At 58.6% G+C, this 23,850-nt stretch carries 16 protein-coding genes; 6 read left to right on the top strand and 10 right to left on the bottom strand.

Translation table 11 applies throughout. From position 1 onward, the window contains the following. Positions 1 to 394: 394 nt before the first annotated feature. From H1B37_RS24020 to H1B37_RS24000, 5 genes are all read right to left on the bottom strand, one after another. Positions 395 to 2,542 carry a tetratricopeptide repeat-containing sulfotransferase family protein gene (locus tag H1B37_RS24020; RefSeq protein WP_182869628.1) on the bottom strand — a complete coding sequence of 716 codons (2,148 nt, stop codon included), beginning with the start codon at positions 2,540 to 2,542 and terminating at the stop codon, positions 395 to 397. 63 nt (positions 2,543 to 2,605) lie between these two features. Further along, on the bottom strand, positions 2,606 to 4,609 hold the full coding sequence (locus tag H1B37_RS24015; RefSeq protein WP_182869627.1) for a matrixin family metalloprotease: 2,004 nt from the start codon (positions 4,607 to 4,609) through the stop codon (positions 2,606 to 2,608). A 36-nt stretch (positions 4,610 to 4,645) separates the two neighbouring features. Continuing rightward, positions 4,646 to 7,756, bottom strand: coding sequence for a protein kinase domain-containing protein (locus tag H1B37_RS24010; RefSeq protein WP_182869626.1), 3,111 nt, complete (start codon positions 7,754 to 7,756; stop codon positions 4,646 to 4,648). A gap of 328 nt (positions 7,757 to 8,084) precedes the next feature. Next, complete coding sequence (locus tag H1B37_RS24005; RefSeq protein ID WP_182869625.1) at positions 8,085 to 8,684, bottom strand: RNA polymerase sigma factor; 600 nt, start codon at positions 8,682 to 8,684, stop codon at positions 8,085 to 8,087. Between the two features lie 733 nt (positions 8,685 to 9,417). Further along, entirely contained in the window at positions 9,418 to 10,209 is a 792-nt protein-coding gene (locus H1B37_RS24000) for a hypothetical protein (protein ID WP_182869624.1), read from the bottom strand. Between the two features lie 355 nt (positions 10,210 to 10,564). Here H1B37_RS24000 and lpxD point away from each other — a divergent pair, with 355 nt between their 5' ends. The 5 genes from lpxD to H1B37_RS23975 all read left to right on the top strand — a co-directional run bounded on the left by lpxD (position 10,565) and on the right by H1B37_RS23975 (position 16,850). After that, entirely contained in the window at positions 10,565 to 11,638 is a 1,074-nt protein-coding gene (gene lpxD, locus H1B37_RS23995) for a UDP-3-O-(3-hydroxymyristoyl)glucosamine N-acyltransferase (RefSeq protein WP_182869623.1), read from the top strand. Beyond that, positions 11,635 to 12,582, top strand: a complete 948-nt coding sequence (locus tag H1B37_RS23990; protein WP_286178107.1) for an LpxI family protein — start codon at positions 11,635 to 11,637, stop codon at positions 12,580 to 12,582. Before lpxD ends, H1B37_RS23990 begins: the two co-directional genes overlap by 4 nt. Before the next feature lie 497 nt (positions 12,583 to 13,079). After that, positions 13,080 to 14,642 carry an arylsulfatase gene (locus H1B37_RS23985; protein ID WP_182869622.1) on the top strand — a complete coding sequence of 521 codons (1,563 nt, stop codon included), beginning with the start codon at positions 13,080 to 13,082 and terminating at the stop codon, positions 14,640 to 14,642. 70 nt (positions 14,643 to 14,712) lie between these two features. Beyond that, positions 14,713 to 15,711 carry an HAD family hydrolase gene (locus H1B37_RS23980; protein ID WP_182869620.1) on the top strand — a complete coding sequence of 333 codons (999 nt, stop codon included), beginning with the start codon at positions 14,713 to 14,715 and terminating at the stop codon, positions 15,709 to 15,711. Positions 15,712 to 16,007: 296 nt separating this feature from the next. Further along, the gene (locus H1B37_RS23975) at positions 16,008 to 16,850 is read left to right on the top strand and encodes a hypothetical protein (RefSeq protein WP_182869618.1); all 843 of its coding nucleotides are present in this window, start codon (positions 16,008 to 16,010) and stop codon (positions 16,848 to 16,850) included. Between the two features lie 15 nt (positions 16,851 to 16,865). Here the strand turns inward: H1B37_RS23975 and H1B37_RS23970 are convergent, their stop codons facing one another. Next, the gene (locus H1B37_RS23970) at positions 16,866 to 17,012 is read right to left on the bottom strand and encodes a hypothetical protein (RefSeq protein WP_182869615.1); all 147 of its coding nucleotides are present in this window, start codon (positions 17,010 to 17,012) and stop codon (positions 16,866 to 16,868) included. 27 nt (positions 17,013 to 17,039) lie between these two features. Between H1B37_RS23970 and H1B37_RS23965 the strand changes: the two genes are divergently transcribed. Further along, the gene (locus H1B37_RS23965) at positions 17,040 to 17,801 is read left to right on the top strand and encodes a tetratricopeptide repeat protein (RefSeq protein WP_182869614.1); all 762 of its coding nucleotides are present in this window, start codon (positions 17,040 to 17,042) and stop codon (positions 17,799 to 17,801) included. A gap of 61 nt (positions 17,802 to 17,862) precedes the next feature. On the opposite strand, the gene H1B37_RS23960 is transcribed toward H1B37_RS23965, so the two are convergent. From H1B37_RS23960 to H1B37_RS23945, 4 genes are all read right to left on the bottom strand, one after another. After that, complete coding sequence (locus H1B37_RS23960) at positions 17,863 to 20,382, bottom strand: DUF1592 domain-containing protein (RefSeq protein WP_182869612.1); 2,520 nt, start codon at positions 20,380 to 20,382, stop codon at positions 17,863 to 17,865. A gap of 39 nt (positions 20,383 to 20,421) precedes the next feature. Beyond that, positions 20,422 to 21,720 (bottom strand): DUF1552 domain-containing protein, encoded by a 1,299-nt coding sequence (locus tag H1B37_RS23955; protein ID WP_182869610.1) that lies wholly within the window; start codon positions 21,718 to 21,720, stop codon positions 20,422 to 20,424. A 368-nt stretch (positions 21,721 to 22,088) separates the two neighbouring features. Then, complete coding sequence (locus tag H1B37_RS23950) at positions 22,089 to 22,361, bottom strand: hypothetical protein (protein WP_182869606.1); 273 nt, start codon at positions 22,359 to 22,361, stop codon at positions 22,089 to 22,091. Between the two features lie 75 nt (positions 22,362 to 22,436). Further along, positions 22,437 to 23,834 (bottom strand): porin, encoded by a 1,398-nt coding sequence (locus H1B37_RS23945; protein WP_220498348.1) that lies wholly within the window; start codon positions 23,832 to 23,834, stop codon positions 22,437 to 22,439. Positions 23,835 to 23,850: the final 16 nt, after the last annotated feature.

The raw sequence follows: 23,850 nt of genomic DNA, 5'->3' as shown, positions 1-23,850 counted from the left end.
CGCTGCCAAATCGTGCTCGTACTCAGGCGTCAGCCGGTACTCGTACTCGTACTCGAAACAGCCGCAAGCAAACCAACGCCATTCGTCGATGCCGCTGATTGGTGCGCTCGAAGTGCGCCCAACTGAATTCATCAGACCTTTGCTTCCAAGGATTCGCTACTGATGTCATCGTTCGATCGGTGCGCGGTCGACTCGGCCGAGGAAGACAAACCGGCGCCTGAAAGGATGAACGTACCGTGTTTGCCGAATCCAACGGGAGCGATGGATCGCATTGGGCTGGTCGGGCGACGTGCCTTAGGCCTGGACGCCGGCAGGTTGTCGGTCGGTGATGTCACGGGCGGTCGATTTAGTCGCAACCGAAACAATAGTGAGCCGGGTGCCAGCCCTTCGGGCTTCATCGTGACGGTCCAGCGAAATCGGCAGAGCCATGGTCGTGGACGGCCCCGCTGCGATTCCGATCGGGTACATTGGTCATCAACGACGATGGCTCAAACAGTGCCGAGGCGGCTTCCGCGTCGATTTCCGCGAACACTTGTTCGGCGATCGGTGCCAGGTGCTTTTCAAAGCGGCGCCATTTTTCGACCGAGGATCGATACATCGGTTGCCGCACCTGCCACTTGCTGGGTGTGTGCACCGCGCGGTCGTTGCTGTGGAACTGCAAACATGCATCGTCCCACGGCAAACCGCAGTGGCGAATCATGTCGCGGGCCTGCGTTTCGGGATCGGCCACCAGTGACTCATAGTCACTGGTGTGGATCTTGATCGGCAAGACACGTTCCCAATGCGCCATCAGCCGTCGATAGTTGCGATGGTAGACGGCCAATTGGTCCAGATCGCAAAACGGGGCATTCAAGTTCTGGCAATAACAGGACACGAACACGTCCATCGGGTTGCGGCGACAATGAATCACCGTCGCGTTGGGGAACAGTGTCGCGATCAACCCCAGATGCATGAAGTTGGTCGGCATCTTGTCGGTCACATGAAGTGCCCCGAATCGAAATTGCTCCAGTTGTTCCAAGTACCGCTCGGCATAAAGTGTCATCTCGGCGGGGTTCATCGACTGCAACCACTCTGGATGGCGGCTCCAAGCGGCCTGGCGGTCTGGCGACGGTGAGTGAACCCGCGCGATCTCCTGGCGGAGTTGATTGATGTAATTCAATTCCCCCGCGCCGGCGATCGCCGGATGGCTGCTGAGAATCTGTTCGGTCAGCGTGGTTCCCGAACGCGGCATCCCGACGATAAAGATCGGGGTCCGGCTGGGATGCCCGATCCCCGGCCTCGCAGGTTCCGACGTCGATGTTCCTCGCATCGACTTGAAGTATTCGGGCGAATACGCCTGTAGGGACTGACGTGTGAAGGCTTCGAACCAGGGTCCATCTTCGACCGGGTCGATCGGTGCGGGATCCGATTGCAGTGGCGATCGCCGCGGGCCTTTCGATCGGGCAGCCGACTGGGCACGTGATGTTTTCAGCCGATTCGCGCGATCGTAGTGCTGCCAGGCGTGGTCGTAGTTCCCGATGTCGTCGTGCAGCTTGGCGATCGCAAAGTTCAGGTAGATCTTTTTCTGTCGCGGCTGATCGTCGATGGACAGCTGTTGTTCCAGTTGATCCAGATAGCGCTGTGTGGAATCGCCCGGTTTGAAACGTTTGGCCCGCGCGTATCGGAAATGGGCTTCACCGCGTTGCGGATCCAACCGAATCGATTGTTCGAACTGCCCGAGTGCGGTTTCGATGTCGCCAAAGTCCACGTTGGCACTGGCCAGATGGCTGAGCGCCTTGGCCGACGTTGCGTCGAGATCCACGGCTTTCTGAAAAGCCGTCCGGGCAGCCGCATGGGCGAACAACTGTTGTTCCAACCGGCCTTGCATCAACCAGCTCTGGACGGTCGGTGCGGCCGCGTTGACGATTCGATAGCACTCCAACGCCTCGCGTCGCAAACGGTGTTGGGCAAGGTGCATCCGCTTGCGGCCCAGCATCACCGAGCGTCGATCCAAAAGGCGGGCGAGAGCGAAATTCAGTTTGGGTGAACGACGATCGCGAATCAGGCAAACGCGCAAGGTGTGAATCGCGTCCTTGAGTTGCCGATTCCGGGCATGCAACCGTGAAAGTGCGAGCGCCGACTCGTGGCCGCCATCGTCAAACAAGATCCCGCGTTCGTAATACTCCGCGGCTTGCTCGTCTTGCTCGTCTTGCTCGGCAAGATGGCCCAGCCATTTCCAGCAGTCCGGCTGGTTGGGATCCAAGCGGACCGCCTGGTCGAACGATTGCTTCGCCCGGCTGACGTCTTTGTTCACCAGCCAAGCGTATCCGGCAAGCCGGTTGCCCACCGGATCGCAAGCCAATCCCTCGCCGGTTTTCGCCAACAGATCCAACGCCTTTTCGGGCTGCCTGTGCACCAATGATGACGCGGCGACGACGTGCATGGCTTGTCTATTAAACGGATCACGGGACAACCGCTGTCGCGATTGGCGAATGATCGTCTCCCTGGACTGCCGAACCGACCGGCCGGCGCGGCGACAGATCGATTCCAACAGATCCGTCAACGCGGATCCATCCACTTCAATCGAAGGAACAAGCGGTCTCTGGGCGTTCAGGACCATGCCTTATCAATACCCGTAGTCGTAATAGTAGTAGTAATAGTCCGACCCCGATTCGTAGTACCCCTCGTCGTACTCACCGCTGTTGTAGTAGTAGGGGTCATAATAGGGGTCGTCTGCCGGGTCGACCCAATCGTCATCCTGGTCATCGGAAATCCCGTCCGCTGCCAATGCGTAACTGACTTGGGTGACGGCCGCGTCCCCGATCGAGATGGCGGTGAACCGCAGGATGTATTCCCCTTGTTCCAACCACGCCAGTGCACCGCGTGTGATGCCGGCGTGCGCGACCGAAACCATTTTGATTTCCCGCGTGTGGGCGTCATACACGGTCAAACGCACCGCTTGGTCGGCGTCGGCGCTGGTGGCGCTCAAGTCGAATCGATAGAGGCGGGTTTTTCCCGCCGTCCAGCGGATGAATTTGTCCGATTCGCTGGTCAGGTCGCCACTCGCCAGATCGTTCATTTGGGTTTGCGGCGCTTCGAATTCCGCGACGGCCACATAGTTCCCGACGCCGACGGCTGAATTGGGATCGACACTGACTTTGACAAAGTAGTCTTGCGACGCCTGGGGCTGGGCGACTTCGACGGTGAACGTTCCGTCGGGGTGAAGCTTTGCCGCCGTTCCGACCGCTTGACCACCGGCGTCGACCACCTGCAACCGCACGTCCGGTCGGCCGACACCGACACCGGAAACGTGCACGACCAAACGCCCTTGGATCAGGTCCGGTGCGGTGACTTTGTAGTAGTCCACGTCCGACGCGGCCGAAACCGAGGACTGTACTTCGTACCGCATGGCCTGGGGCGTTGCGGTGGGAACCAGATCGACCGCATCGGCCAATTCGTCGTTGAAACCGAATTCGGGATCGTTCAGATCGAAATTCGTAAACAACGAATCCGGGCCCGAATCATAAGCGCCCAGGACCGGATCGGCGGCCCGCACGGTGTCGCTGCGATAATCGACTTCGATCCAGTAGTCCCCGACGGCATAGACGTCGCTGGGGTCGACCGCTGAGACACGCAGGAACAGGTCCCCCTGGTAGGCGAGACCATGGATCGTCAGTTCGTTGTCGTTTTCAAAGACCGATGCGGCACTGGCCTGGCCGACCACATGGCCAAAGGAATTGATCACTTCCAAGCGAGATTGCAACAAGCTGACGCCGGAGGCCCGGACACGAACGGTCACGGAATCCATGCCGGCGATCGGATTGATCTTGTAGTGATCGACATCGTCCCCCGTGGACAGGCTGCCCCGCGAACGGATCACCTGGGTCTGTGGGTCCAGTCCGACCGGCGTCGGAATCATCGAAGCGGTGTACAGGCTGCCGTTGTCGATTTGCTCGTACGGGTCGCTGCGCTGTCCGTAGAGTGCCGTGATCGCATCGATATCTTCGGCCGCCAAGACTCCTTTGGGCACGGTGTATTGGCGAAACATGACCGACCAGTCCAACAGGTTGTCGTCCACGCCCAGCGTATTGCCCGCCTCGTGCAACAGGACGCTGAACAGGTCACGGTCACCGGCGGCGATCGTCATCGGATCGGGCCCGTGATCGTTGGCCCAGTCATGGAAGGTGAATTGGTCATTGGAATTGAGCAGCAGATCGCCCGAGTACGTCCCCGCGACCGCCTGAAAGGGAATCGAATTGGCAACCAGACCTTCTTGCGGAAACGCGCCGATACGAAACTCACCGAACCGCGGGTCGCCGACGATCATCCCCGGCGTTCCGAAAGCGTTGTTGTAATCATTGCGCAGACCGATGTTGATGTCCGCATTGACGGCCCATGTCTGGTAGGCGCGGAGCGCGAGTTCTTGCCATTGGGGGCGATCGGCGAGCACATCCAGCAGAGCGTTGAGGTCATTCTGGTGGCTGCCGATTTGAACACCATCGTCGGGAAAACTGATGGTCAAATCGCGTGGGCTGGACCAAGCATCCCCGAAGACCGCCAGCAGGCGTCGATCTTCGAGGGCTTGAATGGAGGCGGCGGGGACGGCCCGACCGCGAGTGACACGTTTCATGTCGCTGGGATCCTGGTGGTGAGTAATCTCGGTGAGTTAAAGCGTTTGAAAATCGGGGGACTGCGATTCGTCCTTGGCGGCCCGCAACCGTCGAAGTTGGTCCCGCCGCGATGTTTCTAAAAAGCGTTCGATGACACGAAATCCTTCGAGGTCGCGGATCGACTGTAGATCCGAATCCTGGCCGATGTCGTCAGGCTCGTAGCCGTGGGCGACCGCTTTGGCGAGTAGGGTGACCGCCCTTCGCTTGTTGACTTCTTTGCCGATCAAGGCGTGCACGCAGGCGGCGTGATAGAGCGTTCGGCCCGAATTGGGATCCTCCATCGCGATTTGGGTATCCGCCAGGGCTTCCTTCGTGCGGCCGAGTCGCACCAGAGACAAGGCACGGTCGATTCGTGCAACCTCGTTATTGGGTTGCATCTCTAGCACCTTGGTGTATGCCTCGATCGCCTCTTCGTGTCGCTCCAGCCCGACCGCCAAAACGTGTGCGATTTCCCGCTGCAACGTCGGTCGGTCCGGGTCCAATCGATGGGCGGCTCGAAGGTCGGCGAGCGCCGCGTCGGGGGCGATTCTAAACCGTGCACCTGCTCGATAGGAAAGTTCATTGGGGTCGTTGCACGGGACCGACATCGCCGCCGAGTAGTCGGCGTCAGCCAAACCATCCTCGCCGATGGCGCGATAGGTTTTCGCCCGCTTGAGCAGCGTCCAGATTCGATCGGGCGCCAATTCCAGCGAACGATTGAAGCACTCCAAGGCTTCGGCATACTCCTCCCTTGCATGGTGCAATAACCCCAACTGTGACCAACCGCCAACACTCTCTGGATCCAATTCGATCGCCTTGCGATAATCCCGTTCGGCGTTGGCATCTTCTCTTAGGTCAAAGTGGCAGCGTCCCCTTAGCACCCGCAATTTCGCGGAGTTCGGTGCCCGTTCGATCGATTGCGTGAACGATAGCTTGGCATCTTCGACGCGTCCGGCGGCGAATTGGGCGCGACCGAGCATCGTCCAGCGCAACGCGGGCGGAACACTGTTTCGATCGGCCAGTGCCGCCAACAGTTCGCTGGCCCGCTGGTGATCGTAACCGGCCAACAATCGCACCGCTTCCAGGTACAACTGTGAATCGGTTTGCGCCGGCGTGTCCGACGCGATTTTTTGCAACACCCGATACCGCTGGTCGTTGCCGGCCAATCGAGCTCGCTCGGCTTCGATGAACAATCGCGCTCGAGCCGGGACGCCATTTTCCACCACCTTGGCTGCTTCGATCAATCGATCCAATCGCCGGTAGTCAGAGGATGCCGCGGGGTCGGAAAAACGCACTTGTGCGAGGTTCTGAAGCTCCAGGATCGCGATGTGGGCGATGTGGCGAAACAGCGTTTCGCGGGCGACTTGCTGCTGCTGGAAACCCTCCTGCCCCAGCAAACGTTCAATTCCCTCCCGTTCCAACGCATCGTACTCCTCCAGCATCTCCACGCCCCGGCGGACGTTGGACGCCTTTTGCCGATTCGGATCGGCCATCAACGTCGCCAGAAACTCCGCCGACTGCTCGGAAAACGTTTGGAAGGTCGCTTGTGATCGCAACACGCGATTGTCGCGAAGCGAATCAACCGTGATGTAAGTCAGCGGCGCCAGCAACCCCAGTAACAGCGCCGCGACCAGTCCGGAAGAGACGGCGCGGGGGTGTCGACGCGACCACTTTTTCATCTTCCAAGACGTCGGTTCGGCCGTATGGACCAGCGACAGACTTTGTTGTTCGCGTTGCAAATCGACTTGCAGATCATCGGCGCTGGCGTAGCGCCGCTGGGGATCGAAGTGCAAGCAACGATCGATGATCGAGCGCAGTCCCGGATGGACGCCATCGGCCTCCTGCCAGCCCGGTTGCCCCCGCCGGGCATCGATCGCAGCATCCAGATCGATCGATGCGATCGACGCGGGTGTCGGATACGGCAGCCGACCGGTGACAAACTCGAACAACATCACGCCCAACCCATAGACGTCCGATGCCGCACCGCTGTGGGGTTGTTGTCCCATCAGCGCCCGATAGGTTTCTGGCGACATGTACGGCAGCGTCCCCCCGGCGTGCCGCAAGTTCTCTTGGCCCAGCGTTTGGGACAGGTTGAAATCCAACAGCGCCGGTTCACCGTCGTTGCGGATCAGCACATTGCTGGGTTTGAGATCGTTGTGCAAGACACCACGGGCGTGGGCGTGGGCCAGTGCCCCGGCCAGGCGTTGAAACACCCAGATCGCCAACTGCTGGCAGTCCAACGACCGAAACGTCTCCAGCGGCCGGATCACACCCTGGTCATCGGCGGCCGGGGCCAGCGGTCGGTGCAGGCCATCGTTGTCGACCGGGGATCCCTCGTCGGTCAATTTCGTGGTCGCATCGATGCGATCACGAACGGTCCGAATCAGACTCTGTCCCCCACGTGCCGAAACGTCCGCTTTGTCCTTCAAGAAATCACTCAGCGTTACCCGTCCCGCGTAGGGCATGCAGAGCACCGACCGAGACAAGATGCGGTGGAAGGAGTAGATCGGCACGATGTTGGTGTGCTGGAGCAGCGCCATGTACTCCGGCTCGGCCAGCGTTTCGGTCACGATCTTCAAGACCACAAACCGGTCGGCCAATTCGATCTGATTGGCCAGATAAACGCGGCTGAAGGCGCCTTGTCCGATCTCATGGACCAGATGAAACCCGGCTTCTTCCAACGCCATCTCGAACGCCTCGTCGGGCGACCAGTCCGACGGCGAGGTGCGTTTGCGTGAACGTCGCGGAGGAACCGATGTCTGACGCATCAAGTCCTGGAACCACGGTTCGCGATTGACGCCCGGCAGCCCTCGCCACCGCATCACCGAAACGGGATGCCCATTGGCCGAGCGTGATCGATAATCCTCGAATGCAATTTCCGCCACCCGCTTGGGTCGGTCGTGCAGAATCGTGAATCGATCCAGGTAGTCGCCGAGCTCGATCGAGAGCCCGCGTTCATAGCGCAATTCGATATCAATGCGAATCAATTCGACAATCGCTTCATCGTCGTCGCCGAGACCATAAGCGGTCAGCAGATCCTCCATCCTAGCTTGCGATTCCGGCGACCACGTCTCCTCGAATTGATCGATCGCGTCTTCAAGTCGATCCAGCGTGCCTCGATTGATCATCCGGTTATGAACCTAGGCGTGTCAAAGGTGGGATTCAGTCCGTCGCAACACAGACCGATGAAATCGTTGCCAGGAGGAGCAGCGAACCGCCCTGATGTCCGCCACGGATTTAGCAAAAAAAGTTGGCGGGTGTAAACGCAGGTCGTCCACCGCTGTCAAACATGGGGCGGCCTGCCCATCACCTCGCGACCGATGAAACTCTCCCAGTGGGAGGGTGGTGTCGTAAACACCTGCCTGTTTCAGAGGTGAAAAAACGCACGACCTCTGAAAGGGAGAATCGATCGCGCGGCACGGGACCCGACGGCGGTCCTGCATTTTTTCCCGGCGACTAACCTTCGTCCAGCAACGATTCGGCCAACAGCTCGCGGCTTTTCTGCAAACTGCGTTCAATCGTGCGGCGGCTCCGCCCCGTCAGGTCGCGGATTTCATCGATGCTGTGCCCCTGGATCCGCAACGAAAGAATCTTGCGATGCAGCGGCCGAAGCAGATCGAGTGCCTCCTGCATGCAAACCTGAAAAAACTCCGCCGACGCGAGATCCATTCCATCATCCACCCCGTCAAGCTCCGCATCCAACGGCACATTGCGACTGGCGTCACGCCGCTGTGCCGAATAGTGGCTGGCTTTGTTGCTGAGCTTGCGAACCGCGATCACCGCCAACAGATTCCAAAGCGTTGTCCCGGGGGGTGCGTCATAGTTTCCCGATTGCATGCCGCGAAACATGCTCTTGAAAACCGACTGCACGATGTCTTCCGGTTCGGTCATCGCGCCCAAGCGAGCACCGAGCTTGGAGCGGACCAGACCGAATACGCGTCGCGCGTATCGGTCGTACAACGCTTCGGCCGCCTCCTCGTCGCCATCGCGGATCATGACAACCAGCGACTTGTCTGTCGGAGTGAACTCGATGGGGTTAGGGGACGCTGGACTCACGAGTCGGTCGGGGGCAGGATTTTAAACGCGGATCGGAAGGTGAAACCATAACCGCCACTGCCCCAAACTCAACCATCGCCTCCACTCTGCAACGGGCGAGCGCGGCCATGAACTGCTTACTACGCAAGTAAGTATGCCCCGTCACAACCGCACTCGCTCCCGTGCAAAAAAAACACCCGTCCAGCTTGCCCCCTCAGACCGCGGGTCGCCCCCCAAATCGTTTCGTTGATTCGGTCCCGAGACCTGACAAATGCTGGACAGGCTCTCAGAGGATCAAGAGATCGGCCGGGTTCCCGCCACCAATTTCGCTGATTTTGAAATTCTTTTTTTCAAACACACGCCAAGTCGGATCGACGGCCGAGCAAAACAACCGCGATATCGGACCATCGGGAAAGTCAAAACGGCACCTGCAACCATCCGGCGCTCGACGTCGATTGCCCTACCGCTGCATTCGGCAAACGATTGAGAGAGTCTCTCAGTCTGGAAGAAACAGCGTATGCGCAACAAGCAAACGCCAGAGAGCGCAAAAAAAACGCGCCCGGGATATCGGGGCAAAATATCCCAGACGCTTGATGCGAGCCGTGCTCAGCACCCTCTACAAGGCTAGTAAATCAGGAAACCCAAGTCGAGTCCCAAGCGGGGGGATTTTGAAAAAACCAAAACTTTTTACGAACGCACCCCCTAATCGGTGAAAAGCTCTTCGTTTCGTTGTCTTTAGCCCGAAACGGACTTTCTAGCGCTGCCGCTGCAGAATCGCCCCCAGGATTGCCGAACGGAGCTGTTCGGGCGTCGAAATGATCCGTCGCGTCGGTGCTGCTGCCCCGGTACTCACTGCCCCGCTGAACACTGCGCCGCTGAACACTGCGCCGCTGAACGCTGCCCCCGGCGAACGTTGCAGCTGGGCACCATAAGGGCTCGCCACCGAACCGCTGTACGGCCCAACCGCCGCTGCCGCGGCGGAGCGATTCCCATCAATAGTTCGGCTGCGATACACGGGGCCGCGGACGCCCGGGTCGCCGACGGCTGGAGCGGGAACGTAGGCGGGCGGCTGATCATAGCGATGGTCGACGATCGCGATCGGTCGCCCCCGCTTGGCACTGCGCAATTGCTGAAGGTAATGAACCTCGTAAACCAATCGCGCATACGCTTCGTGAACCGCGATCCAACTTTCCTCCAACCGAGGTTCGGCGGGAAAAATCGGGTCGCCAAAAAACGTCAACTCGACACGACAGTGCAATGCGTCGGTCGCAACGAACCGGCTGAGCAATCGATCCAGTCGAGCGGGATCGCGGGCGGCCGACTTCAAATCACTGGTGCTGTCCTCTAAATCATCCACCAAACGTTCGACGCTGCTGCGAATCTTCGGCGTCCGCAGCACCACGCGTTCGAACTCTCGCACCGCGTCTCGATAATCACTCGCCGCCGCATAGATTGGCGAGTTGCTTCCGCCCTCGGCCCGGCGCGGCGTTAGCAACGCGGCAAAAATGCAAACCAGCGTTATGGCCCATAGACTGCCTGATCTCATCACGTGAAGTCCTCCCCTCGTTGAACACCCATCGACCCGGCCGGACGATTCCCCCGCCAGAGCATCGCACTCCGCGTGCCATCGCTCCACTGCAACGTCACTAAACGCTTAACCTGGAACGACTTAGGTGTTCATCAAAGCCGCCGCCGCTCAATCGCAGCCGAACCGTGGCGGTATCGGATTGACAACAAATCATCTCAGAAGCAGACACCTGGGTGGATCAATGTGACGTCCTGTCCCCGGCAGAACGGCCAACTTTGCCTTGCAGCGATCCCAGAACTGGCGGTATACCGGGGGCTAGTGGAGGATTCGGGCCGTCCGAATTAACAATCAACTCAGCGAAAAGGACTTCGCCGTGGAAATCCGACTTGATGAAATCGCACGACTGGTTGACGGAACCCTCCACGGTGACGGGACACTGATCTGCGACGGCGCCAACCCACCGGACGAGTCGACGGCCAGCGAGATCACAATGTTGGTGGGCAAAAACGTGTCGGCCAATCTGGCTCGCTCGGATGCCTTGGCGGTGATCTGTGCCGAGCCGGTGGCATCGGACCCGCGGCCCCAAATCATTGTCGAGAATCCTCGCGCGGCGTTTGCCACGGTGGTTTCCAAGTTTCGACCGCCGATCCCGACAGCGCTGCCCGGCGTCGGCGTCGATTCATCGGCCTCGATCGCCAACTCGGCCAAGATCCATCCGACGGCAACGGTCTGTGCAGGGGTTTCGATCGGTGAACGAACGCTGGTGATGCCCAACGTGGTGATCATGCCCGGATGCACGATCGGAGACGACTGTGTGTTGTATCCCGGCGTCACGCTGTACGAATATTCGTCACTGGGTGATCGCGTCGTCTTGCACGCCGGAACGATCATCGGGGCCGATGGGTTTGGTTACCAACAACGAGGCGGTCGGCACCTGCCATCGGCACAACTCGGTTACGTACGCATCGATTCGGATGTCGACGTCGGGGCCGGGGTGACGATCGATCGCGGCAGTTACGGCGCGACGCGGATCGGCGAAGGAACAAAGATCGACAACCAAGTGATGATCGCACACAACTGCCAGATCGGTCGCCACAATCTGATCTGCAGCCAAGTCGGCGTCGCGGGGTCCTGTCGCACCGGCGACTACGTGATCCTGGCCGGCCAGGTCGGACTGAAGGACCACGTCACGCTGGGCGATCACACCATCGTCGGCGCCAAAGCGGGCGTGATGGACGACTGCCAGGGACACCAGGTCTTGTTGGGTTCGCCGGCGATGCCCCAACGCGACCAGATGCAGATCTTTGCGATCGAGCGAAAGCTGCCCGAGATGCGCCGCGAACTGAAAGCGTTGCGAAAACAACTCGATGTAATGAACAAACAACTCGGCCAGGGGCAAACCAGCGAGGGCCGATCGAAACAGGGCCGATCGGAGCGGGCGGCATGATCCAGCGTCGTGGATACGGGCGCGAGTTGATTCGCAGTCTGATGCCCGGGTGTTCGTCATCGTCAAACATTTCCACCCAACCTCCGATCGGGCTGATCGCCGGTTGGGGCAGTTTTCCGGTCGAAGTCGCCGAGCACGTGGTCGCCAGCGGACGACGCGTCTGCTGCATCGCGATCACCGACCATGCGTCGACCGATTTGGAATCGATTTGTGATCATGTCAAGTGGTCCGGCGTCGGTAAGATCGGCGCCCACATCCGTTACTTCCGCCGCCACGGGATCCGCCAAGTCACGATGGCGGGCAAGCTGTTCAAATCGGAACTGCTGTTTCAAGGCAGCGTCTGGATCAAACACTGCCCGGACCTGACGGCGATTCGAACTTTCGGCCCCTGCTTGCTGGGCAATCGCCCCGATTCGCGCGATGACAGTTTGCTGTTGGCCGTCACCAACACCTACGCCAAACACTCGTTGACCATCTGCCCCGCCACCGACTTTGCACCGGAGCTGCTCGTGGACCAAGGCCATTTGATCGGAACGCCATTGACCCCAAAGCAATCTCGCGACGCCGAGTTCGGTTGGCAGGTCGCCAAGCAGATGGGCGGAATGGACATCGGCCAATCGATCACCATCAAAGACGGCACGGTGCTGGCCGTCGAAGCGGTCGAGGGAACCGACGAGTGCATCGCGCGGACCGGAACGCTTTGCCGTCGTGGCGGATGGACGTTGGTGAAAGTCAGCAAGCCGAACCAGGACATGCGATTTGACGTGCCTACGATCGGGCCGCAAACGGTCACCCGCGTGGCCGAAAACGGCGGCACCGCGATCGTGATCGAAGCCGACAAGACGATCTTGGTCGAACGTGAAGAAACCTTCCGCTTGGCCAAACAGCACGGCATTACCATCGTCGCCCTCGCCCAAGGCCAAGCGATCGCCGCCGCGGCGTGAAGGACAAACGGTATCAAATCGGTTGGGGCGCGGGCTTACGCGTCGGAGGCAGCGTTCACGTCCAGGCATTGCCGCGAGGGACGTCGGTTGGATGAGTGCAACTATGGCCTACATCCACCGACCACCTCTTACCCCATCGGTCAGATCGTTTGGATTTGTCACGTTTCAGCTCTCTCCTAAGCTGGACGTTCCCTCAAGGCTAAGACACCAGCGGTTGTGTCCGTGCCATTTCGGGGGCGGAGTTTCCAGGCCAGTCCGCTGCGCCGGTCTACATCGCCAGAGCGCACGCTTGCTCTGGGCAACACGTTCTTACCGGAGCAACAGGCGTCATCTTGGATCGCTGGCCATGTGTCAACTGGCATCAATTTGACCTTTATGAAGTTTGTCGCTTCCGTATACCCTCCGTCACTCCAACCTATTACACTGCGCCAAGCGGGCATCGCCCTGGGCGATGACAACCGAGTGAGACTTATCAACAACCATCGGAGACTCTCATCATGAACGTTCGCTCTGCGCGATTATTGCCCATCGTCTTATCGTTCGCGATATGCGCCTCACTCCGCGCCCAGGAAAAACCGAACATTTTGGTGATCTGGGGCGATGACATCGGCACTGAAAACATCAGCCACTACAACCGTGGCATGATGGGTTACAAGACGCCCAACATCGATCGCATCGCAAAAGAAGGCGTCTTTTTCACGGATTATTATGGCCAACAATCCTGCACTGCCGGCCGTGCGGCGTTCATCAGCGGAAGCGTGCCGGTCCGCAGTGGCATGACAAAGGTTGGGCTTCCGGGCGCGAAAGAGGGGTGGCAAAAAACCGATGTCACGATGGCGACCGTCATGAAAAGTCTCGGTTACGCCACCGGGCAATTCGGCAAGAATCACCAGGGTGATCGAGATGAACACCTGCCGACCATGCATGGGTTTGATGAATTTCTCGGGAATCTTTACCACTTGAATGCCGAAGAAGAGCCGGAGAATGAAGACTATCCGACGGACCTGGTGTTGCCGAACGGCAAAAAGTTCGCGGACGTCTTTGGTCCCCGCGGAGTCCTGCGTTGCAAAGCCGACGGAAATGGTGGCCAGACCATCGAAGACACCGGTCCGCTGACCAAAAAGCGAATGGAGACGATCGATGAAGAAACGCTGGCCGCGGCGAAAGACTTTATCACGCGTCAGCACGAGGCCGGAAAACCATTTTTTTGCTGGTGGAACGGCACCCGAATGCACTTCCGCACTCATGTCAAAAAAGAGCATCGGCATGAAGGCAACGACGAATACACCGACGGGATGATCGAGCACGACATGCACGTGGGACAATTGCTGGACCTGCTCGATGAACTTGGAATCGCCGACAACACGGTCGTTCAATACTCGACCGACAATGGCCCGCACTACAACACGTGGCCCGATGCCGGCACCACGCCGTTTCGCAGCGAAAAGAATTCCAACTGGGAAGGTGCCTACCGTGTGCCTTGCTACATCCGCTGGCCGGGCAAGTTCCCCGCGGGAACGGTTCTCAATGGAATCGTGGCCCACGAAGATTGGTTGCCCACGTTTGCCGCAATCGGCGGCAGCACTGAGATTAAAGACCAGCTGAAATCAGGCGTAACGCTCAATGGCCGCGATTACAAAAACCACATCGATGGCTACAACCTGTTGGATTATTTGACGGGAGAATCCGAAAACTCTCCGCGTAAAGAATTCATGTACGTCAACGACGATGGGCAAATCGTCGCCATGCGGTACAACGCCTGGAAAGCAGTGTTCTTGGAAAATCGCGGAGTCGCATTCGGCGTCTGGCGTGAACCCTTTACCGAGCTCCGCGTCCCCTTGCTATTCAACCTGCGCCGAGATCCGTTCGAAAAGGCACAACACAATTCAAACACCTATAACGACTGGTTCCTGGAACGCGTGTTTGTGCTCGCCCCGATGCAACAGCTGGCCGCCAACTTTTTGATGACGATGAAAGAGTTTCCGCCGAGCCAAACACCGGGTTCATTCAACCTGGAAAAGGTTCAGAAACAGATCGAGGCGAGCATGGGAGGCCGCTGATTCATTCATGATTCGGGCGGGCTCTCACCGGTGAGAGCCCGCCTTTTATTCTCTACCGCAGGTCCCACGCATGACTCCGAATCACTATCGGCAACTCGTTTTCGCTCTACTCGTCGGCCTGTTCGGATTCGCAGCGACCGGTTCGGATGCTGCCGACCCGCTTCCGTCGTGGAATGACACTGCGACCAAAGCGGCCATCATTGATTTTGTTGGGACAGTCACTCGGAAAGGGACGGCCGACTATGTGCCGCCAGCCGAGCGTATCGCCACGTTTGACAACGATGGCACACTCTGGAGCGAACAGCCGATGTACTTTCAGCTCGCCTTCGCCCTTGATCGGGTCAAGACGATGGCACCGGAGCACCCCGAATGGAAAAATCAACAGCCGTTCAAGGGAGTGCTTGAATCGGACACCAAAGCCGTCCTGGCGGGCGGGAAAAAGTCTCTGTTGGAAATCGTAGCCGCAACACATTCAGGAATGACGTCGGCAGAGTTCGAACGAATCGTGACCGATTGGATTTCCACGGCAAAACATCCCAAGACGGGGCGGCTGTATAAAGACATGGTTTATCAACCGATGCTGGAGCTGCTGGCCTATCTGCGAGCCAATGGCTTTAAAACGTTCATCGTTTCCGGCGGCGGTATCGAGTTCATGCGACCCTGGACCGAAGCGACCTACGGTATTCCGCCGGAACAGGTCGTCGGCAGCAGCATCAAAACGCAGTTCGAACTCCGCGACGGCAAACCGGTGATCGTCCGCCTGCCAGAAATTGACTTCATCGATGACAAGGAAGGAAAGCCGGTCGGGATTCACTCCCACATCGGGCGTCGACCGATCTTCGCCGCCGGTAATTCCGATGGTGACTGGCAAATGCTTCAGTACACGACGATCGGCCATTCGCCCAGCTTCGGTTTGATCGTACATCACACCGACGACCGGCGCGAATGGGCCTACGACCGCGACTCCCACATCGGCCAACTCGACAAAGCGCTTGACGACGCGCCCCGCCAAGGCTGGACCGTCGTCGACATGAAGCAGGACTGGAAGCGGATCTACCCAGGGGAGTAGCGTGGATCGCCCTTGCCAGGAAACCACTTGGGAAACCAGCTCTTTCGAGTGGCAAGCTCCTGTTCTTCAGAGGTAGAATTCCACCTTTCTAGGTAACCCGGCCCACCCGGGCATGAGAGTGCCATGAGGTTGGGCGTTCGCTTTTCCGCTTCTGTAACGAAGGTGTCGTAATGAAAACTTCGATTGGAACCTTGTCGTTTGTATTTCTGGCCCTGGCGGTTGTCTGCTCAAGTAACTCAAACGCCCAGGAAGGGCAATCGAGTCACAAAGATCAAACGATCCCACCAAAAAAGGCAATGGACTACTTCGCCGGAAATTGGCGAGGTGTGGGAAAGCAGGGCACCTACCAGTACACCGGTCGTGAAACGGCTGAGTGGGACCTGCACCATACGATCCTTACCCATCGCAACGAGTTCTTCGGGGCTAACTTTGCCAACACGCTCCTGATGGTCCGCATGCTGGATCCAGGTGACCAAGCAACAATTCGAGAGAACCAATTCGCATCCTGGGGCGTCACTCGGACCGCTCAGTACGACGTCATTCCATATGGTGAGTGGTTTCAACTCGTCGGTACGTGTACGCAAATCGGCAAGAACGGGACGCGGAGAACCATCAACGTCGTGACCGTTCACGATCAGAATCACTACACGTTTGCGGTCGTGCCGATGCAGGACGCTCCAGGCACTCCGCTCCGCGAATCGTATTCTCGGGAAGGCGTCGCTCCGTACGAAATGAGTGCGGATCAAACGGGCGAATACCTACAAGCTGCGATCGATTTCTTCGAATCACACCCAGAGGCCGATCACACGAAGTTGGTGGATCTCAAGGGATCGCATTCCCGTTGGCTGCTGCAACAGAAGCGTTACCTGGAATCGGTGGAGGTTCTGGAGAGCTTACAGAAAGCACTCACCGATCAAACCTCGATCGATGAGAACGCCATCGAGAAGACGACGGACGCAATTTTGAGTGTCTGCAGGGATTGTGCCTACAACGCTTGCATGGACACCGAAACACCCGAGGAAGACCTGCGCGTTGCTTTGAATTTGGCCAGGAAAGCGTCAGAACTTTCGCCCGAAGACCCGCGAATCTGGTTGCAGGCGTTCGTGCATTACCGGCTTGCAGATCATCAAGCGGCGTGACGGACGATCAGGGAGTCACTTGCTGACGAGTCTGCCGGATTCATCAGCTTTTTTTTGGCAGGCATGATCGAACACGATGCCGGAAATGTTGACTTGGCGAATGCTTGCCATGCGCTCGGCGAGGAACTGGTCGTCAAGCTTGCAACGCTCGAAAACAATCAATCGCAGACGGCGAACAGGTGGATGGGAATGTCGCGAGAAGTTGTTGGAAAAACACCGGCGACGCGAACGATGGAAACAAACGAGAGATTGGCGACTTACCAGACGGTGATCGACGCATACCCAGACTTTTCGGCCGCTTATCGTTTGCGCGGCCGCTTCCATGGAAATCTGGCAAAATGGGATCAAGCGATCGCCGACTATCGTCGTGCCGCGGAACTGACGCCAACGGTGATTCGCTTCCGGGAAGGCGAAACGGCGCTCACGCTGCTGCATGGGACGGCAGCAGAGAAAAACAACGTTTGTCGACAGCTGATCGAGGAATGGGAAGACGCAGATCAACCGTCGGCCCGAATGGATGTGGTGCTGATGTGTTCCCTCGATTCGGCCCCAGACGTTGACCGCGAGCGGTTGGACCAGATTGCCGATGAAACGCTCGAAATCGTCCCCAAGCGGGCTTTCCTGCTAATCACAAAGGGCATGTCACTCTATCGTTTGGGGCGGTACGAGGAGGCGGCGGCGACCATTTCGACCGACGGAGCAGTCAATCCCAAAGACCGCATTCTCGGACAACTCTTTTTGGCGATGGCCCACAAGCAACTCGGTCGCGACGCACGTGCTCAGCGGTTGTACGAAAAGGCTCGAAACGATGCCGAAACACAGCTTGCCCGGCCGGCCGGGCCGCCGCTTCCGTATCAGGATCGCCCCGTCGTCTGGTGCATGGTCCAAAAGGCACTCGGCGAGGCTGCGGAGCTCTTTGAAAACGACGAACAGGAGACCGATGCTCCTTGACCGCAGCGACGACCAGCGGCACACCACTTTGTGACGGCACTCTCGTCCTGAGGTCTCGCTGTCAACGTGACCGAAACAGCTCGCTGGTCAGAACTTCGACGACCATCGTCCGCAGCCCGCCGACTTCGTCCGACTGCACCCGCGCAACGAGGTCGTCGATCTGGAAGTGGTCGGCGTGTTCCATTTGACGCCCCGTCGCATAAGTCGTCAGCTTTTCGATCAAATTGCGAACGAACAACTCGCCGCGACTCTCCCGCAACACGATTTTAAAGCTTGCGAAGTCCTGGAACGTTTCACCCGACGGCAGTTCGCCCGACGCATCGATCTTTGCCGCCGAACCCTTTCCCTTGGGTTTGGGGTACTTGGTCCGCCAACGTCCGATCGGGTCATAGGTCTCCAGTGCAAATCCCAACGGATCGATGTTGCGGTGGCAGACGAAACACGTTTTGTCTTCGCTGTGCTTGGCCAGTTTTTCGCGAATCGTCCTCGCACCGCTGACGTCGGCGTCGATCGACGGCACTTCGTCCGGCGGCGGTGGCGGTGGCGTGCCGAGAATGTTTTCCATCACCCACACGCCGCGGGTCACCGGTGAGGTGTCGACCCCATTGGCACTGACCGTCAATACGCCGGCCATCCCCAAGACGCCGCCACGCTGTTGATTGCCGGCCAACGAGACGCGTTGAAATCCGTCGGCCAGTCGAAGCGTGTCCTGCTCGGGCAACCCGTACAGCTTGGCGAGTTTCTTATCGACAAAGGTGTAGTCCGCATCCAGAAACTCGGTCACCGGCCCGTTCTGATCCAGCAAGTGACGAAAGAACTGACGAGCTTCCCGCTTCATCGATTCCGGCAGGTTTTCTGAATAGTACTGCGGAGCCGATTTCCGCGGCGGCGGCAGATTGCCGATCTCTCGCAGGTTCAACCAGCTGTCGGTAAATCCGTTGACGAACGCATCGGATCGCTCGTCGGCAAGCATTCGTGCGATCTGGCTTTGCAGTTCTTTTGATTCGGTCAGCCGCCCGGATTCCGCCGCGGCAAAAAGCAAATCGTCCGGTGGAGCGGCCCACAGCGCGTACGAAAGCCGCGTGGCCAAATCGAAAGGTCCCAGCAGCGATTCATTCTCCGCCGTGATCTCACTGAGGTACAAAAATGACGGCGAACAGAGGATCATTTTCAACGTGTCCAGTGCCGCCTGTCGTGGCGTCGCGTCCTCGTCCAATCGCTCCGCATAGAACGTACTGATCCGCTGGCGGTCGGACGGTTCCAACGGGCGACGATAAGCTCGCCGGCCGAAGGCATGAAGTTGCTCGACCGCACGTTCGGCGTCGAATCCGTCGGGCCCGAACACCGCCAACTCTTCTCGCCCACCGTGCGGCTCGGCAATCGGACCGTGAACCTTGATCTCTCCGATCCGAATGTGCGGCAACTCGCCTTCACGAAGGATGTGCGTCCGGCTCACGCCGGCTTTGTATTTCTTGGGGTCGAATTCGTCCTTGTACCGCTTGTTGACTTCGATCACCGACGCACGCGATTCATACGGGCCGTTGGGAAAAATGAATCGGGGCGTCTGTCCGGCTTCCAACCAAACGCGGAACTTCAACCACTCGGGCTGTTCATCCGGCACGATCGCCTGCCCCAAGATCGGTTCGATCGCCTGAGGATAGTGGATGTGCCCCTTGGTGACGTCACCCGGGACGACGGCCAGTTGAAAAGGTTCGGAAAAATCGATGCGAAAGATCTTTGGATCATAGTGCGTGTCGCGGTGCATCGCTTGGGCGTGGACTTCGATGTCATAAAGCCCGGCAACCGGAACGCCCTCCAAAAAGTCTTCGATGTGCCCGTAGCCACCCTGACGGGTGTCGGTGTTGGGTTGCTCGTACAAACACAGGTACTCATAGTTGAAGACACTGCGGTGGGCACCCGACAGTTCTTCGTACTGTCGAAAGTTGTCGCGAAAGTGCCATGTTTTCGGCTCCACCGCGGGTTTGCCCAGGCGCGCTTCCACCAACCGCGAAGCCGCCTGAAAGTACTGGTCGAGCAAGAAACCAGACGTCACCAGGGCTTCCCCCAGGTTGTCCATGTGGGCGACGGTGTTGTCTTTGGGAAAATCGGCGGTCAACCCAAGGGTATCGACGCGGCGACCAAAAAGTGTCGCCAGCGTGTTTTCATACTCTCGATTGGACAACCGACGCAAAACGGTCTGGCCGCCGGAGGGATTGAATCGTTCACGCGACGTTTCGACGGCTTTTCGCAATGCATCCAGCAACGCCAGGCGTTCCTCGTCAGTCGGCTGCGCGGCATCTTCTGGTGGCATCAGCTTCAACGTCACCTGATCGACGATTTCGTCCGCCGTGATCAATTGATCGACCGACGCGAGCGGCAGCCGGAACGATTCGAAATCGCGATCGCCCTCGGCCGAATCGGCGCTGTGGCATTCAGCACAGTAACGGCCCAAAAAATCGGCGACCAGCGTTCCGGGGCCGGCCGGCGATGGGTTCGCAGGCTCAGATGCGGCCGCTTGCGGTACGGCCCACCAGGCGAGAGCGAGGGCGGTCGCGGACACGGCACGACGGGCCCCCGACATGAAAGAATCAATGGAAGGCATGGGGGGCAGGAGGTGTTGTCAGGAGAAACTGCCGGTGCTGGTCCCGAAGGACTCCGTCGAGACTCCCATTCGCTGGGCGATATCAACAAACAAGTTGCAGAGCGGAACCTTGGCGGGCCCTTTGGTGGCGAGCTTTTTGAACTCGCCGCGCCCATAGCCTCCGCCGGCCAGCACGATCGGCAGATCGGTGTTGGTGTGCGAATTCCCGTTGCCCATCCCACTTCCGAACAGAACGGCCGTCGAATCGAGCAAGGACTGATCGCCGTCCTCGATCGCCGCCAGTCGACTCAAGAACGTGCCGAACTGTTCCAGTTGATACGTCTCCAGCGTGATCAGATTCGCGATCGCTTCGTCATCGTTGCCGTGGTGCGACAGGCTGTGGTAGGACTTGTCGATGCCCAGGTCCTGGGGCAAGAAGCTGCCGCCGATTTCCAGGGTCGCAACCCGTGTCGAGTCGGTCTGCAGCGCCAAAGCAATCAGCTCATACAACAACGGCAGATCGTCCACCGTGTTGGTATCGGCAGGCTTCTCAAACGGCGGCTGGGGCTTCGGCTGGTCGGCCCAGCGGCGACGGGCTTGCAATCGTTTTTCGACATCGCGAATCGAGCTGAAGTACTCGTCCAGCTTGGCCTTGTCGTCTCGGTTGACGCGTTTAGAAAGCGAACCGGCTTGCTCGACGACCGAATCCAGAATCGACGCTTGCAGCGAATTCTCGCGGATCTGATGTGAGCGACGTGCTTTCGATTCGGTGACGAACAGTTTTTCAAACAACGCGGCGGGACCGGTGATCGGCGGAACGCGGACGCCGGACTTGGTCCAAGAGAGTTGGCAACCGCCATGGATGCCGCCTTCGGAGCCGACGGTCAGTGAAGGGAACCGGGTTTGCGTGCCGATCTCGTCCGCAATGAACTGGTCGATGGTGACGTTGCCGTCGGGCCGCTGTTTGGATTCGTGATGCAGCACGCCAGAGAGAAACGTGTGGACCGCGAAGTGCCCGCCACGGAGCCCGTGATCGAGCCCACGATAGACGGTGATCTGGTCACGAATTTCGGCCAGCGGTTTCAGCAGCGTCGTTTCCTCGAACGCTTTGCCCGGCGTCTCGGGGAAAAACTGATTCTGCTGGAACCCGAGCAGATTGCCCACCGCGACAAAGCGTCGCGATCCTGAACCGTCGCCCCCCAACCCGGTTTCACGTGCGGCTTGGACCGGCAACGAAGCGCCCCCCGACTCGGCCCGCAGCGACTGCAGCCCCGGCAAGGCGAGGGATCCGGCGATGGATTGAAGCACAAAACGACGATGGTGTGTTGATTTCGACATCCCATCATTTTAGTCGATTGGCGACCCGCTGACCAACATCAACACGAGACCGACGTGATCGATCCGAAGGCCGTTCCGATTCACTGCGTCAATTCAGCGCATCGAAGTGGCTTTCGCTGTCCAAAACGCCGTTGCGGATGCCTTCGTAAATCCCGGCGATGATGTTGCCTAAGAATTCACCGAGTTCGCCCGAACGATCTCGGCTCCCAATTGCCCGCCGGCTGATGTGACTGCGATTTTGCTCATCGGACTCTCCTTTCGGTTGGATTGTGAGTTGGCGATTGTAAGACAGCGAGGGTTGCGGTGGAGCCTGCCGACTGGCGCTGCGAAGCAGCGCCCGGAATCGCCTCAAGGCTAGACACCAACGGTTACCGAGCATTCTGAATGCGATAGAGTTTTTCGGCGTCTTCTTTGGCCATCGTAAACAGCACAAAGCCACAATCTGCACAGACACTCGCGTTGAGCTCGCCCGCCTCAGTGCCCTTGAACAGCCACGCATCGGGATTCGCATCCAACTCCAGCTTCAGCGGTCGCTTCATCGCCATATCAAAATAGTCCACCGCCTTTGCATCATGGACGAGACGTTCTGATTGACATTGAACACATTTCATTTTCGTTCCCCGGTAAGCCTGAAGATTCATTCGCCGCCGTTGGAGGCAACGCTCCAGTCTACCTCGATTGATTGATCGCAAGGCTATCGAAGCGATGCGGGGACGCTAAAAACTAAACTGGATCTGCGAACGGAACAGCCAACCGTGGTTGCCGGGCGAGATGTCGAGTGCTTGTGAACTGATCGGTGCTCCGTCGACGTGCGTCATGTCGACGACCAACTTGGCTTGATTGCGGCGGAAATACCAAGCCAACGAGGCGGCGAGTTCTTCCGCGCATTGATCGCGACCGCCCAGGGTTCCCGAGTCACCTTGCACGCGTGACCATCGAGTGGCAAGCTGCAGTTTCCCCGGGACGATAAACTTGCCCAATTGATACCAAAACCCGTGATCGAACAGCTCGTCGATTGCGGCCCCGCGAACGGCGCTGACGGTTCGAAAGTAGTACTCGAAGCTTGAGGACCAGCCGCGATACTTGATGGACGTATCGACCGCATAAAGCGAAACGTCATAGCCCGAGACGGTCGCCGGCAACAGCGTGGACAACGTCGCCCCCGAGTCGACGACACGAAGTCGGTTGAATTCCGTTGTGCCGAACCGATCAATCGTTGATGCGGCGAACCCCGCTCCGACCCGCATCGCCAGTCGATCGTGACATTCGAAATCGGCCAGGTTTTCATCCCCCCAATCCCCGATCGGATAGGCGCGGACACGTCCCGAGTAGGCAAAGTTGTCATCCAGCGTCCCGCTGCTGCCCGTCTCCGCACCGCCGGTGACCAACCCGTTGAACAATGCCGCGTCCCAGAAAATAGGCACTCCCAATCGTTCGTTTTTGCCATGCAGCCCCCAAGCAAAACTTCGGTTGACATCGAAGAAAATGCTGGCCACGCTGCGGTCGGCAAATTCAAAGTCGCGGCCGGACAACCAACGCGACATGCTGAACGGCACTTTGTACTTGCCGGTGCGAAACGTCAGCGTTCCGGGCGCGAGTCCCAATTGGTCGTTGCCGACGTCGTAGTCGAGGTAGTAGTCCAGCAAACGCACGTCGTCACCATTGGTGCTGCGGGCATCGAGCTGGATGAAATAGTGAAAGTTCGGATTGAAGGCGTTTCCGGAAAAGACAAGACGTCCGCGTTTGAGCTGCAATTGATTCAAGTCGCGACTGGGCGGCGATAGATCCGTCACGGTGTGCCGCAGCTGGCCCCAGCCGTTGATTTTTAGGCGGTAGGGATCACGCGAGGCATTCAGGTCAACATTGCCCTGACTGGCGATCACAAATCCGCCGTCATAGCCCACCTTCACTCGATCGAGCCAACTGAAATCGTCCTCAGTGCCGGAAGACGCCACCGAAGCAGCCGCATTGCTGTTGCACGATTGAGCACTGCATCGATGCAAGAACATCGACAGCAATATGCAAAACGTGATTGCGGCAAACCATCGCATCAGCAGACTCTTGCTGGAAAACAGAACAAAGCGACTGATTCGAAAATCGACAACAATCGTCAAAATCCCTAACACCACC

This window comes from Stieleria mannarensis (assembly GCF_014154935.1).
GTDB lineage: Bacteria > Planctomycetota > Planctomycetia > Pirellulales > Pirellulaceae > Stieleria > Stieleria mannarensis.
Note: the sequence above shows the minus strand (reverse complement) of the source record. Positions and strands in the feature narration are given on the sequence as shown.

Excerpts from the sequence above, each read along its gene's own strand:
- H1B37_RS23985 (WP_182869622.1), top strand. The coding sequence starts at position 13,080 with ATGAACGTTCGCTCTGCGCGATTATTGCCCATCGTCTTATCGTTCGCG.
- H1B37_RS23975 (WP_182869618.1), top strand. The coding sequence starts at position 16,008 with ATGGACTACTTCGCCGGAAATTGGCGAGGTGTGGGAAAGCAGGGCACC.
- H1B37_RS23980 (WP_182869620.1), top strand. The coding sequence starts at position 14,713 with ATGACTCCGAATCACTATCGGCAACTCGTTTTCGCTCTACTCGTCGGC.
- H1B37_RS24015 (WP_182869627.1), bottom strand. The coding sequence starts at position 4,609 with ATGAAACGTGTCACTCGCGGTCGGGCCGTCCCCGCCGCCTCCATTCAA.
- H1B37_RS24000 (WP_182869624.1), bottom strand. The coding sequence starts at position 10,209 with ATGAGATCAGGCAGTCTATGGGCCATAACGCTGGTTTGCATTTTTGCC.
- H1B37_RS23950 (WP_182869606.1), bottom strand. The coding sequence starts at position 22,361 with ATGAATCTTCAGGCTTACCGGGGAACGAAAATGAAATGTGTTCAATGT.
- H1B37_RS23965 (WP_182869614.1), top strand. The coding sequence starts at position 17,040 with ATGTCGCGAGAAGTTGTTGGAAAAACACCGGCGACGCGAACGATGGAA.
- H1B37_RS23990 (WP_286178107.1), top strand. The coding sequence starts at position 11,635 with ATGATCCAGCGTCGTGGATACGGGCGCGAGTTGATTCGCAGTCTGATG.
- H1B37_RS23955 (WP_182869610.1), bottom strand. The coding sequence starts at position 21,720 with ATGTCGAAATCAACACACCATCGTCGTTTTGTGCTTCAATCCATCGCC.
- H1B37_RS23960 (WP_182869612.1), bottom strand. The coding sequence starts at position 20,382 with ATGTCGGGGGCCCGTCGTGCCGTGTCCGCGACCGCCCTCGCTCTCGCC.
- H1B37_RS24010 (WP_182869626.1), bottom strand. The coding sequence starts at position 7,756 with ATGATCAATCGAGGCACGCTGGATCGACTTGAAGACGCGATCGATCAA.